The sequence below is a fragment of the Pedobacter sp. 01T416_2 genome (genome assembly GCF_056398925.1).
On record NZ_JBFTQI010000048.1, the window covers coordinates 1 to 14,278 of the forward strand.

General features: G+C 45.0%; 8 protein-coding genes. 3 read left to right on the forward strand and 5 right to left on the reverse strand.

What is annotated here, in order from left to right; translation table 11 throughout:
- The first annotated feature begins 339 nt into the window (after positions 1-339).
- On the forward strand, positions 340-813 hold the full coding sequence (locus tag AC1DPQ_RS03750) for an Imm26 family immunity protein (protein WP_477579133.1): 474 nt from the start codon (positions 340-342) through the stop codon (positions 811-813).
- A 444-nt stretch (positions 814-1,257) separates the two neighbouring features.
- Here AC1DPQ_RS03750 and AC1DPQ_RS03755 read toward each other — a convergent pair whose 3' ends face one another.
- The 4 genes from AC1DPQ_RS03755 to AC1DPQ_RS03770 all read right to left on the reverse strand — a co-directional run bounded on the left by AC1DPQ_RS03755 (position 1,258) and on the right by AC1DPQ_RS03770 (position 11,509).
- Positions 1,258-1,989, reverse strand: coding sequence for a LytR/AlgR family response regulator transcription factor (locus AC1DPQ_RS03755; RefSeq protein WP_477579135.1), 732 nt, complete (start codon positions 1,987-1,989; stop codon positions 1,258-1,260).
- Between the two features lie 415 nt (positions 1,990-2,404).
- Entirely contained in the window at positions 2,405-3,499 is a 1,095-nt protein-coding gene (locus AC1DPQ_RS03760) for an HNH endonuclease domain-containing protein (RefSeq protein WP_477608001.1), read from the reverse strand.
- 899 nt (positions 3,500-4,398) lie between these two features.
- Positions 4,399-5,148: a hypothetical protein gene (locus tag AC1DPQ_RS03765; protein ID WP_477579137.1), complete on the reverse strand. Its 750-nt coding sequence runs from the start codon at positions 5,146-5,148 to the stop codon at positions 4,399-4,401.
- Entirely contained in the window at positions 5,105-11,509 is a 6,405-nt protein-coding gene (locus AC1DPQ_RS03770) for a P-loop NTPase family protein (protein ID WP_477608003.1), read from the reverse strand. Before AC1DPQ_RS03770 ends, AC1DPQ_RS03765 begins: the two co-directional genes overlap by 44 nt.
- Positions 11,510-11,726: 217 nt before the next feature.
- On the opposite strand from AC1DPQ_RS03770, the gene AC1DPQ_RS03775 reads away from it, so the two are divergent.
- Positions 11,727-12,827, forward strand: coding sequence for a hypothetical protein (locus AC1DPQ_RS03775; RefSeq protein ID WP_477579140.1), 1,101 nt, complete (start codon positions 11,727-11,729; stop codon positions 12,825-12,827).
- Positions 12,828-13,188: 361 nt separating this feature from the next.
- Entirely contained in the window at positions 13,189-13,746 is a 558-nt protein-coding gene (locus AC1DPQ_RS03780) for a hypothetical protein (protein WP_477579142.1), read from the forward strand.
- Between the two features lie 3 nt (positions 13,747-13,749).
- On the opposite strand, the gene AC1DPQ_RS03785 is transcribed toward AC1DPQ_RS03780, so the two are convergent.
- The coding region (locus tag AC1DPQ_RS03785; protein WP_477608005.1) for a hypothetical protein at positions 13,750-14,278 on the reverse strand (529 nt) is incomplete at its 5' end.

Genomic DNA, 14,278 nt, shown 5'->3' on the forward strand with positions numbered 1-14,278 from the left:
GAAGAAGATAAGGTAAAGAATGAGGGAGGCGGTGCGGAAGATGGTGATCAGGAGCAGTTGGTTAGTATTTGATATAGGTAATGAATTGGTTGTTATTAACGTTTAGACGCTCTTGAGCGTTATTTTTTGTTTCGCAGGTAGCTAGGCTTCTGTTAGACTGGATAGGATTAAATGCGGATACGGTTTTTTTGCGGAAAATATTAACAAAGTTTTTAGGTGAAGGTATTTTTTATATCTTGTGCATTGAGAGCGTTAATAAAGCCGGATTCTGTCTTTTGACAGGTCCGGTTTACTTTTATAATTTAACTCGCCATCTTTAAAAACATTTAGCTAAAGTGGATGTTGAAACAAAAGGAAATTTTAGGTGCATTTTTCAAAGTGCAGATCGACGAGGGTTATCATATTTATGGCAGGATCATTGCAAACTATGTGTATGCATTTTATGATTTTAGAACAAACCAAGAGGAAACTGATCTTTCATTAATAGAACAATCAAAAATTATCTTTAAAATTTTAGTTAACCATAAAGCCATAAAAAGTGGTGCATGGAAGATCATCGGGGTCGGCGAGCTACCTGCAGACCTAAAAGAAACAGTTCCGTTTTTTATTCAAGAGATAGGTGATTTAACGAATTGTTGGATAGATTGGAATGGTAGCTGTGAAAAAGTAGAATACCTAGAGTGCATAGGATTAGAGCGCTTGGCTGTCTGGGATCAGATTCATGTTGAAAAAAGGATTTCAGATTATTATAATGGTATTCAAAACAAATATTTGCAAGGACTAAGATTAAAAAAACCTCCTGGTCTAGACTAAAGTCCGCTCACGCTGGCGCACGCCTGTGGTGTGTGAGGAATGGATATAGTTATTGCAGAGCCCATCAGAATGTTGGGCTTTCGCTGTTTAATAAGGGTATATTTATTATAGGCGATATCTCTCTTGGCGCACACTTTAGAGGTGTATTGAGATCTGAGCCTTCAATGAAAAAAATAAGTGATGAAGACATTCAGTATGGTGTAGGTAATTGGCTTCCCTCAAGGCTAATGATTCCTCTATATAATGAAATTCCTGATGAATTTAAGGAGCTGGTAATCATTTAGTTACAATCCTACGCTGGCGCAAGCATGTGGCGTGTGAGATGTAAAAAAAGTAACAAAACTGCGCGATATAAAATTGCTGGACTTTGTTTTTTCTGCAGCGATCCAAGAAAGCCTCTTATTTTTAATTTCGTTGAGATTTTTTTAAAAGATCGTTTGTAGCTTATCTGATCCCCGGGCCCGGTAACCGGTTGCGCAAGAACCCATCAAATTTATGCTTATAACTTCTGCTTACCATAAATTTGTTTCCGTTATTAAGCAATATTTGGTATCCATCAACCTGTTTGACGTGATTAAAAGATACAATTTCAGACCTGTTGATCCTCAAAAATTCAGTTCGTTCCCGGATGGCCTCTTCTATATGCTTCATCGTATGATAGGTGATGTGATCCTCATCCGTTAAAAAAATCCGTACATAGTTTGACATCGATTTGATGTATAAAACCTTTTCGAGCTGTATGCTGATATATTTATGCTTTGATCCTCCCTTTACCAGTAGAAAGTTGTCGGGATTTTTAATTGACGATTCATTTGACTTTATTTCCAATAGGCGCTGAACCTGCTGAATAAATTTAACTTCGCTTACTGGTTTAAGTAAATAACCATCTACACCGATCTCGAAACTTTGGGCTCCGTATTCCGAATGGCCTGTAACGAATACTAAAAAATCACAGTATGGCCTAAGCAGTTTTGCGGCTTCAATGCCATTGATCTGTGGCATTTCAATATCTAAAAGGACGATGTCAACATGTTTTTGGACATGTAGATATGTTAGAGCATTATATGCATTATCAAAGCTTTTCTCGTGGATGACTCCTGGTGTTATTGATATAAGTTCCTCTATTTGGCTTAGTATGTAGTTTTCATCATCGATGATTACGCATTTTAGTTCCATAACAAAATAGTTTCGGCTAAGTATATGGCTAAAATAATAATTGTATTCTTAATTAGCAATGCCTGGCTGCTTTGGAAGTCTTTCGCATCGCGGTACAGGCCGTTCGCATAAAAAAATGGTCATTCACATAAAAATGTTGCTTGAATTTCAATAATTCAAGATTTTACCAGTGAAATAATGGTTTATTTATTAACTCGTCATTTCAACTTTTTAGTGTTTACCACGCTGTCGGAAGCCTATGGTAACAAAAAGAAGGGGGGGTAAGAACCTCCTTCTTTGAAATATTAGCAATGAGTGCGCACCTGAAAGTTGATGTTTGCGCATTTTACATGACCTTTTAACATCATCTTATTGAGCTGAATTTTCAGCAGTCCGTTCAGCTTGTGTTTAGGGTTTTAAAATTTTTGCGATAGCATCAGCAATCGTATCCGTTAGGCTGCTGTAGCAGAAACTTACCCATGTATTCAAAACCATTATTGTTTGCAATAGTAAGCAGCGGCTGGATATTCTCTAAAAATCGTCGCTTCAAATCAATTTCAGGCAATTGGTGCGCATCTGCATTAGGAAATATACTTAGGTATTCATCCATTATGGGTTCTTTCGGATAGTTTTCAGCCATAATGGTAATTGCGGTTTTCTGTAGGTTATAAAACCCATCGAAGTAATCCTCTATCCTTGGCAGCTTGTCATTCTTCCTGCTGTTGAAAGATGGGTCTGCCGGGATCAGGTTCCAGATCAAATCATGCGACACAAAGGCGTAGGGGATGAAATGTTCAACGGCGAAGTTGCCATGCGCAAGTTTTTTTTGCGTGTATATACATTCCAGTGGCCCGGTATGGTCTAGAATCCTGTTCCAGAATTTGCGCTGGTTTAACAGGCTGTTCCTTTTTGCTGGTTTGATAAGTTTATTCGGGATATCGGGAACGTTGGGATTGTGTTTTTGTAGGTAAAGACTCAAGTGCCAGTAACAGAATGCCTTTAAAATACCGGCATGTTCGACGAGATAGGCCTGCCAGAGCGGGTTTATCCTTAGGCTCTGTTCATCCAGTGCATATGGACTGCTGTTTTCGAAATTTGCTGAACGCTGGTGTATTTCAGATCGGTTTCCTTTTGATTCCGGAAACCATGGGCTTAGATACCGGTGAGGTACCTCTTTATCAAAATATTGGATGGCTTTGGCTGTTAACGGATTTAGGCTACCGATAATCTTCTTTTTAACAACTTCTTGTTTTTCATCGATAGTTATGCCCTCCAGTTCTCTGATCTGGCTGATTGCCCGCTGTAGCTGGTCCTGTTTGCCAAATGAAACATGGAAATAATTAACGGTATACCAGGCGCGCGATACCATGCCTGCAAAAAGACGGTGCTTTGGTATTACGATGTTTCCTTCTTCCAGTTCTGATAAAATGGATAACAGCCAGTAATATTTATAGGTTGCTGAGGTGTTGTTGAAGCTTGCAGCCAGTAGGGGTATGGGGAGTGCTGGATTGGGAGGAAGAGGGTAGGTCATGTTGGTTAAGCTATGGCCGAATTTACGTTATTTTTTACTGGTATAAGTTATGGGGAATTGATGTTTGGGAAGATGTTAGCGAGACGGTATCTGCTCTGGTTAGGGGATGAAGGTTTAGATGTTTTGTTTTTTTGTTTTTCTGTGCTGTCCCCTGCGGTCCGGGCCATTTGCTGTATCTTTTGTTCCAAAAGGATGCCACTGCTGTCCCTGACAGGGAGGGGGAGAATGATAACAGGTTACGATGGAGAATTATAATGTTTAAATACAGATTTTATTTTTTGCTGGGGACAATTTGACTGCCTGTCAATTGCCTAAACTGTTTCTTTCCCCTATGAACGCAAAGGATCACCAAGCTCAAATTTCTTTCTTCCGGTAAGCTCCTACCTAACCGAGTTCAGCACGATATCAGATCTTTTCCATTAGGTCAGCAACGCATCACCCTAATTAATACAGCTGAAAATCTTCAAAAAAAACGTCCTGAGACGCTCAAGACTTACCCAATAAACCAAACATCGTATCAGATACGATTTTATCGCCTGAGGCCTCATTTTGGCCTGAACTTAAAAAATGAAAAGGAGTTACTCCCAGAGGAAAGTCTCTTCCTTCGATCAGCGCATACAATTTGGCCAGGAATAGACCGTCACTAATAGTAGACACTGGATTCCGCTCCAAACTGTACAGCCGAGGAGTGCCCAATTTTCAAGATGGAAGCGTTTAAGCTATGGAGTAAAAAACTGGCCGGACTGAACGAAACCTTGGGAACGTTTATGTTGAATCTGCAGGGTCGTCTACTGTCGACGTAGCCCGCCTTGAGGCATAAATTTATCCGCTGCGAAGATCTCCGGCACAGTATTTAGGCTCATCTGCCACACTAACATGACGGTCGAAACTCGCCTTTTTTAATCCAGCAGATCATTGAAGGCATCTTCCCAATCATCGTCACTATCACTGTCAGTATCAAGCTCCCTGCCCTTAAGTACCGTACTTTTAAGCGCCTCAAATTGGGCAGTCTGTTTTTTCAGAAGCTTCTCCATCCTGGCCAGCAACTTGTTCATCTTTTCTACCTCCTTGGGCTTTTCCTTGCTGTCAGGGCTGGTGAAATGGATCTTTATCGGATTTTCGTCCCGGGTAAGAATCTCATCGATATACTCCAGCATCTCCCGTTCCTCCTCTGACAATAGGTTTGGAAACTCCGACCATTCCTTTTCCCTAGCCAGCGCATCCTCGCTTACACTGGCAAAAACAGCGAGCGCAAAGATGTTCTCCGATGAATTTCTCACCGTTTCCGCAAAATTCCCCCAGGGTCCGTTCTGTTGGTACTCCCTGTTGCGCTGCCAATAATCCAATCCGGGATCACGCTTTCTGAGCGATCTGACCACCTCTACCGCCGAAGAGAGACCCGTCAGGGGCCTAGTTCCCCTTGGAAAATCGTTTCTGTTCTGCCATAACGTCAAGATCATTTCATAGGCTTGCCTGTTCAGCTCCGCTTTTTTTGCCCCTTTCTGCTCCTGTTCAGCTGATGCGATCAGCTCAGAAAGATAATGGGCCATCCAGCCAAGGGTAAGGTCACGCTTGTCGTGTGCGGAGAATTCCCTGATCAGCTTCTTACCAAGTGCTATAGTCTCCTGAGAGTATTTCAATTCTTCCATTTGCTCTGAATAAATAAATTTTGGTGTATTCGGGATAATATTTGTACTCGCGCCTTTCCACGCTCCGCTTGATCTCGACCTTAACGATCAGGTCTTTTTTCTGGTCCATGAGGAAAGCTTTCAGTTCTTCCCTTTTCATGCCCAGGGAGACCCCATTACTGGAGAATTTGCTATAGCTGTCCTTTTCGCTAACAGAGGACCAGATCCAAAGTTCAGAGATCCGGTTCTGCTCGATAGGCTTTCCCCTGTAGCTATAACCGAAATCGACCGAAAACCCGCAGCCGCTCCATTGCTGGAAAGCATTGCCAAGTCTTATCCTTGATTTGGAAACATCCTTGAACAGCGGATCATTGTCATCTATGCCTTCTACCTCGGTCTTTTCCTGCCTCAGCCAGCCGTGTATCTTGAACATGGGAAACCTTTCCTTCAGGCTCCGGGTCTCATAGCCCTCGTGATCATCATCGTCCTCCATGGAAATGTAGTTTTCGTTTGCCGACCTGGTCTGAAAGGATCTCAACAGTGCAGGCGCAGTCTGCGGGTCCACAAGTCCAGAGCGGAGGCTCAGGGTTTCGCTGTCCTTTCCGATATAAACCGTAGCGCCCAGGTGCACCACAAGGGTATCCTTCTGGTCCAGCCCAAGTAGCTCATCAAAATCCGCCTGCCCGATGTCCCATTCCCAGTCCGGATTTCCCTGTTGGTCGTTGACCCAGTATTTTTTGACCAGTGGGGTCGGTTGGTTGAAGTCCGATAGCCAGAAATCTTTCCAGCAGGTGGCCCATCCTTCCAGCCACTCCTCCCAGCTTTCCCTCCAGTTGTCCTCCACCACCACAAGTTGCCTGCTCTGCAGCAGCGTATAGGCCGCACAGAACATCCCGTGGTATTCGTAATAGCTCCTCAGATTTTCTACCCGCGGCTCGGAGCCATGCCGGTTGCCTGTCTCGTTGTAATCCGAATCCCTGATATGGTCATCTTTTCTCACATCACCCACATAGCCCCAATGCTCACTGATAAATTTATCAGCGACTGCAGCCACCGGATAGCTGCCAACTTTGAATATCCTTCCCAGCGGCTCGTACCAGTAAGGAAGGGTATCCATGGAATCGAAAGAGAATTTCAGATCGGTGCGCTCCCGGTCTTCAGGGTACTCGGTCTGCCGGAGTTTGATGACCTCGAAAGGTGAAGAAAGTATGTTCTCGATTTCGTCTTTCTCCACAGCGTCAAATGCCGTTGGCTGATAGTTGAGGATGGCTTTTGCAGCAAGCTGTGCAAAATACTTGATCTGAGCGTGCGGCAGCTTCCGGTCCCTGATTTCGGCCAACAGATAATCCTTCAACGGCAGCATTACCTCTGGACTTTCCTGGCAGATACGCGCAATGGCCACCCATAGGTAAAGTTTTGCCGAGATCCAGTAGAAAAAATTCTGCTGGTCCTGAAAGGGATGGCAATCCTGCTGATCCTGCTGATCCAGCAGCGAGATTATCACATCGGTATTCCCCAGCCTTACTATGCGGCGTAGGATGTGCGCAGTGATCCACCTCACCCTCTTTTTGGGATGGCCCAGGTGATAACGCAGAAAGGTCGCCACCACTTCAGCCGGGTTTCCTGATAGCAAGGTGGCGGATGCCACGGTTACCGCATAATCTTCTGGGACCTTGGCAGACCACCTGGATAGGATCCAGCCCAAAACCTGCTGTTTTTCCTCGGTCCCGGTGAGCGGATAGACGAAGCTGAGCATCTGATAGAGGACCTTGGATGAAAAACCGTCGAGCTTCTCTGGGATCATCCTGATCAGCCCCAGGGCAAAGTCGCGCTCCTGGATGCCCAGGATTGCCGCCAGACGCTTCAACGAGCTGTAGCTGATGTAGTCCTCCGAAAAAAAGATATAGAACCAGCTCTGGACGATCTTATCAAATGCTTTTTTCTTCCATTCACCGACCTGCCTGTCATTCTTCCAATTGTCCAAAAGGATCTTCAGCCCATCTTCGAAATCACTGTAACAGATCCCTATACCATCCACATCGACCAGATCTTCAAGGTAGGCGATGTAGTTCCCGGGCTTTGCCGTTTTGGCAATTTCGGAGAATAACTGCCCCATGTTGACGTAGGCACGTGCTTCACCGCCCCTGATCTCATCAAGAATTGATTTTAAAATACCGGGAGCCACCTTTGCATGCTTTTTCAGTACTTTGGAATAAAGCGCCTTTCGCTTCTTGTCCGATTTCTCACCGTTCTCAGCTTCTTCATCAGGCGCTGGTACGATGATGGCTTCCAATTCTGCAATATACCCTTCCAGGTCTTTTATGATTGTCTTGTCGGTAAACTTACCATTCTTAACCAGATCCAAAAATCCCCTCAAAAAAGCCGTATTCTTCATTCCCGGACGATGCAATTTCATATCCGCAATGATCTGCACCAGTGCCTCGTTCTTGAGTTTATGGTCCTTCGCMTCATCTATCCTCTCCAACAGCAGCCTGTGGTAATCTGCAAGCCCGTCGTAATAGTACCTGTTCATGGCCAGCATCCCGGTAGCGATGTCCGCAGGGATAAATTCCTGCTCCAGGGCAGCAGTTATCAGCTCCATGTAGTGCCGGTCGGTCGACCGAACGTATCTATGGTCCCACTGGCAGACCACGGCAAACCCCGTACGGATGTCCAGTTTTGCCAATGTCGGCACTACCACATCCCAAGGGAACCCGTCCCAGCTGCGCATCCGCTGGTGGCAGTATTCGGAGTACCTGAAGAATTGGATGGCCAGGTCCGTGTTCTGTAGTGGCGGAATAAGCTTGCTCAGTTCATGGACACTGCGAATCTGGTCGAAGGCCTCGAAATCGATCTCGGTAGAGGCCTGTACCATCTTATCAAAATAGTACTTGCCAGCCTCCAGCGAGCATCGGCTGGCGGTTACCGCAGCCCTGGTGTAGTTGTCTATGATCTCCTTCCCCGAGAGGTTCGCCGAGTCTATGATCTGCTCGGTATGGGATAGAATGGCCATCACCGTTTCGCGAAGACGTTCCTTACGCCCCAGCTTTTCACAGATCGAGAGCAACAGATCGATCTCCTTGAGCTCGCCCTTTAGGATACGGTCCCTGATCGAATGGATCAGTCCATCACCTTTTTGGTGGAAGGCGATGTCCAACAGCTTTAATATGATGAACTTCTGCAGGCCCGGAGCTTCATGTCTCTGGTAATAGTTGAGCTCCCAATCGCTGTCAAAATTGGAGAGCAGGCTGCCCAAATTTTCCAGCTGGGCCTTTGATGATTGTTTCCTGAAAAAATAGTTCCCCCTGATCTTATAGGCGGGCAGCAGGTGCCCGTAGATCCGCTCGAAACGCTTCACCTGGTCCTCTACCTGTGAGCGAACTTTGTGGTCGGTACTGGCATTTTTTTCCTGTAGGCATTTCGGATAGAAATCCTTTGTGGTAAATGAACGCTCTTCGAACAGGTGCAGGATCAACCCCTTTCTTAGTAACAGGTCCAGACGCTCCATCTCCGAGCGGCCCGTGGAATAAAGGCTCGGGGGATGTCCGGGGATCTGTATATCGATCAGCCCCAATAGGGGCTTGACTTCTACATCGGATATGCCAGCAGCAAGGCATGCCTCACAACATGCGACAATGGATTCCATCAGCTCATCCTCCTTTTTGGAGATCCTGGAAAGCACAGCAACTTCCGCCAATACCTTTTTCAGGTCGAGCGGAATTTTAACGCCATTTAAAAAATAGACCTGGACAATCAGCAGCCTGAGATCTATGCGCAATTGGTCGCCCTTATTTTTAAGCCAGCGGTCGATCTGAACGGTATTGCCCAGGGCAAAAAGGTTGTTCAGCAAGACATGCACGACATCGTATACTGCTCCCTTGGGGTTCCACTTGCCGAGCCATTCAATGGCCTTGTCCACCCCAAAAAGGTGAAGTACCGCTTCAGCTCCAAAAGCGAGATCATAGGCGGTAAGTCGGTATTCCCGCAGTTCTTCTTCATCGAGTTTATTGCGGTAGTCTACCCACTCCCTGGCCTTGCGCAGGTGCTGTTTGGCCAGGTCCCAGGTCTCTTTCTGCCTGGCATACACGGCCGCATTGCGATAGTGTACCTTGCCGAACCAGCCCGGATTGCCCGACTGGAAGTAGATCTTCTGGTTGGTCTGCAGGTTACCGTATCTTGCCGCCAGGTCCGGCTTGTCCAGTAGGATTTCCTCCAGCACGCTATTGGTCTTGGCCGCTTCGGCCGATACGATCTGCAGCTTGATGAAATCCTGGGGATCGAATTCCGTAGTGGACATGCGCATGGCGGCCTTGGTCCGCTCGATGAATACCTCTTTATTTTTTACCGGGTCAAGCGGATAGCTTAGATATTTTTTTTCGATCACAATGTCCCTCAGCTCGGCGTACATGCCGGATTTGCTCAGAAAATTCGACAGGTGGGTACTGGAATACTCATCTGATGGGGCAGCTTCCAGCAGTTTTAGTGCGATATGTTCATAATCGGGCTGGCCGAGTTTGTAGCTTTTTCTCAAAAAGGTTTCGAAATCCTCGTCACGGAAAGTGAATTCACGGTTACTTTCCAGAATCTCCCGCCAAAGATCTACCCTGATGTCGCCAATCGCGGCCTCACTAAGACCAGTAGCGCTGGTGACAAAGTCCATCGGAACCGGCCGGGGCATGGCAATCAGGTGCTTCAAAAACGCGGTGACCTGTCTTTTGGTAGCTTTGCGCTCTGCTTCGCGCACACGTAACCTGAAGATCTGTTCCAGGGTCTTTCCGTCTGGTTTGAGTGGAAGAAGTTTGTCGTTAAGGCTCTTTCCAGGAAGCTCAAGTGCGTAGGCCATGACCCTGGGGGTCGCATGGGTCAGCTTTTTGAACTCAAGGACCTGCTCTTCTGAAACATCTTGAAAATATCCCTCTAGAAACAATCTGGTCTCCCGATCGGAAAAAGGATCTAGCGGGATGGTTATTGCCTCTTCTGGCAGCTTCAGGGTATCTAGCCTTTCGGTCCTGGCCGACAGAATGATGTTACAGCCTTCGGGAAACTGCATCTCCGAAAGGTCCCTGATAAAAGTCTTGCCATCGTAAAGTTCCGATGCGGTGACACTGTTGTCCGCCGCGTCCAGGATGATGGCAAGGACAGCCTCTGGATGGATCGCCCGCATAATGGCAAGCGCGGAACTCATCCGCTCCTTTAGCTGTTTGAGGTAAAATTCGTCAGGTTTATCTTCACTCAGGAGCAGGCTGGAGCCGGCCTTGAGGGAAAGTTCGTTGCAGATCTGGAGTATACCGGCCTGGTGCTTATGCCGGCGATCTTCTGGATCAAGATAACTTCCTCCGCCATAACAGTCGAAGATGACCGACACCGAACCCTCCGGAAGAACGCTGGGGATCATGTTGACCAGCGTAGATTTTCCTATACCGGCACCACCGTGCAGGCAGATGAGCTGGTTCTCCGGTTTGAGCAGTTCATCTTTGATAGCAGAAAGCTGCTCCCTTGGTACCAGCTTTTCTGGCGCTGAAATCTTGTTGTTTACCGGAAAGATCGCCGAAATATCGGCAAGTCCGAAGGCCAGGATCACATCCGAGAGCACAACAGTATTGATCTGCTTCTGTTCGGGCATCATCTTTCCCCAGATCAGTTTGTGCAGATAAGTGTATTCCAGTGAGGTTTTAAAGGCAGTCCATTTGGTTATGGCCGCTATGATCTGCTGTTCGAGCTGGAACCTGGAGGACTGGTTGCAATCGGACAGGTCAAGTAAACTGACGAAATCTACGAACTGGTACTGATCGAGCTTCGAAGCATTCAGCAGACGGGAAAGATCTTTCTGTTGGCCGGCAGTAAGTTTGGCATTGAGCTCGCTCATGCTCGTTTTATTTGGGCGCTGCTGGCAGATCAACGATTTGCATGTCTCCAAAACTTTAACAAGCTTGTCAGCGGCGGGGCGATTGCTCACCAGTTTGATGATAACCTTGTCCAGTAATATTGACCTATCGATCTGAGCTGAAAGCCTGCTGTAGAACTGCGCCAAACGGTCAATGATCGAGCCTTCCGATCCACCCTTGCTGCTGGTACAGATCCTTGCTGCTGTCCAGTCCTTATCTGGGGTGCGCGTGCTATATTTGAGCTGGGAAACAACGATCCGCTCTGAATCCAGGATGCTGGTTCCACCGTAATATTCGGTCAGGTCCACGCCAAGACTCATCCCCCCTCCGGTATTAAGGTACGAACTGTCGGAAGTAGAGAGGTTCTCCACTGAAATCGCCTTTAAGCCATTTGGCTCAAAGTTGATCAGCTTGAGGCACTTCTGGATCGACCATAAAATATGAAAGTCATCTCCCGCGCTGGATTCTGCGGCATCTGGGGTGTTATCTTGGAGCATTGATTTATATTTTTGTTCTTCTCTGTAAATTTACTGATTATTAACATATTTTCCGATCTGCGAAAATCCGTCCGAGTTGGAACTGCTCTACAGATAATTCCTGCTGATAGGGTGGCGTCAGATCAATGAATAATCATTCTCCGGCCCTATCCAGATCTGTATAGGTCAGGGCTGAAATGGGTATATTTGCCGAACGGAAAAAATCAACTTCAATTATATGCTTTCACAAAACAAACTTATGATCGTGCTGGTGATCGCCGTATCACTTGCTTCCAAAGATAGCAGGGCAGTTCAAAAGACGGCAGCCGAGCAACAGGTCGTCTCCGCCATTGGAAAAAAAATTGATACTCCAAAGCGCTCAGCCCAGCCGTCTGTCACCTTGCCGAAAGAACAAAAGATTAAGACGACCATGCCCGATCACGCTATCCGCATCAGGTTGGAAAATCCTGCAGCCAAGGCAAGCAGTCCTTGGTACAAGGATATACTTCCGGTAATCACATTGGTACTGGGTCTTGTACTTAAGGAACTCATCGATGGYTGGTCAAATATCAAACGGACAAAAAAAATAGGCAAAAGATGGAAGACCGAGCTTCAGACACTTGTCAAGCCACTGGAAAGACAGGCCGAAGAGATTCAAAAGTCAATCGATCACCGCACGGCGAACCCAAATGAACCACCAAAAATGGTCAGTATCGCTTCGCTGGAATGTGAAAACTTCGAATCGCTTGATAAATCCGAACTGCTGGAATACATCAACCGCTATTATTTCAAGGACTACCAGGAAGCCGTATCGCTGGCGGGTCAGATCAACCTTCAACTCAGCATCATCAAATCCAATAGCCTGCTGCTAAAAGATACCTTTGTAAAGGGACTGGAAGAGATTGGAAAGAGAAATGATAAGCTGACTGCCAATTTCCAGGAACTTCTGCACGCCCTCCACGTATACAAAAACAAATTGTTCAATAAAGGTGGCATGGAGGCGCTACATGGCGACAAGTTCAGAACGCTGGATCAACTTTATGGAACACAGGTTCTGCCACATCAGCAGGACGGAAAATTCGACTACCGCGTGCTCAACAGCGACTATTTTGCTCCCATGATAAAAGAGCTCGACCGTCTGAGCGCTGATGAAGACACGCACCAAATGGCCTCGAGCACGAGGAAATGCCTTGATAATGTGGTAGGCATCAACATGGAAAGCCTTTATCTGCTCACCAATCTGGGAAACTTAATGAGGTACTTTCAGCAGTCCAAAACTGATTTGGAGGAGTTATTAGAGAAACTCGATCCATCCAAAAAAATCTTTAGGATCATTTAGATCTCCGGCAAACCTGCATATTTCAACGAAAGTGGTTCTTTCTCAATTTTGGTGGTGGAATAAAGTGTCAGCTCGCATCGGACGATAAAACATGCTTTTTAGTAATTAGCAAAGATCATTCTCGATGGAAGAGGAAATAAGAAAATCGACTTGACTACCAAAATTGGGGAAGAACCACTTTGCAACGAAACATGGTGTCAGAGCCAAAGAAAAAAAGAGTAAAGAAAAAATAACATTTACAAAAGTTTAGACCACCAGTATCTTAGTAGAATATCAGGTCAGTCAAACCTTTTGTAAATCATTTCTCATAGTAGAATCCTTCATTGTGTAATTACGTGAAGGGTTTTTTGTATCTTGGAATATGGATGATGAAAGCAAAACCAAGCAGTTTGATAATTTACAAGATATGTTGAAGGCTTCGCAAGTACTACCGAAGTTTTCAAAACTGCACAATAAGATGAAAGATTCTTTCAATGGTTTAATTGAAATAACTAAGTCTTTTGAAGGTCGGGATGCAGAATATAAAATTTTGATTAAAACCTGCTTAATAGATTTGTTTGGCTTGATTGAGGCAGATATATTTTATTATAATACAATAGACAATCACTCACAACAGGATGAGAAGATTGACTTCAACGAGAAAATGAAATTAACCTTTGACCAAATAGCAACTACGTTTGGTAAAGAAGAAATTGTTGACGAATATTTCAGAACACAAATGCAACTTGTGAGAAAATTGAGAAAGAAACGTAATAAGCAAGTTCACCCTAAAGAAGTTGTACACCTGTTAGATCCAACTAAACGTGACTTAAACGATATAATCTTTTGCTTCAAAAAGTATGATGAATTTATCAATGGCATCATGAGTAATTTCTTTTTCAGTACAACTATACCAGCAAGTTTCTTTTTGAACCGTTAGGTTTTAAGCAGAATAATCTTTCTTTTCTACGTAATCAATAATATCATGTTCACTATCAGCAGAACCTGTAATTTCTAAGCAGTCTTGACATCGCCACATATATAAACCAAACTCATCATTCAACCCTTCACTGACCATCGCTATTTGTTGGCAACCTTCGTTTTTGCAAACGGGGCTGACATTCTTCACTTCATACCGTTTTAATAATTCATTATATTTCCAATCCCATTTCCAAACTGTATGTTGGAATTTGTCAGCGGTATAATTTAGCATCTTGAAATGTGTAGCGGTTAGATATTGACCGTTATCAACATCTAACAACCTTCTATTCTTTCGTTCTGCAAGATACCGCCAAGTTAATGGTATAACAACTATAGCAATAAATAATATATAGATAGGGATTTGAAAGGTAAGCAAAGCAGCCACGTAATTTATACCTATCATGAAAGTTGAAAGCAGAGGTGTTTTGTTGTACCAGTCAGCAACAAATAGTAATATGAAACCAGCGATAACTGAATATGAAATGTTCTTA

Coding starts and splice junctions, on each gene's coding strand:
- AC1DPQ_RS03750 (WP_477579133.1), top strand. CDS start 340: ATGTTGAAACAAAAGGAAATTTTAGGTGCATTTTTCAAAGTGCAGATC.
- AC1DPQ_RS03755 (WP_477579135.1), bottom strand. CDS start 1,989: ATGGAACTAAAATGCGTAATCATCGATGATGAAAACTACATACTAAGC.
- AC1DPQ_RS03760 (WP_477608001.1), bottom strand. CDS start 3,499: ATGACCTACCCTCTTCCTCCCAATCCAGCACTCCCCATACCCCTACTG.
- AC1DPQ_RS03765 (WP_477579137.1), bottom strand. CDS start 5,148: ATGGAAGAATTGAAATACTCTCAGGAGACTATAGCACTTGGTAAGAAG.
- AC1DPQ_RS03780 (WP_477579142.1), top strand. CDS start 13,189: ATGGATGATGAAAGCAAAACCAAGCAGTTTGATAATTTACAAGATATG.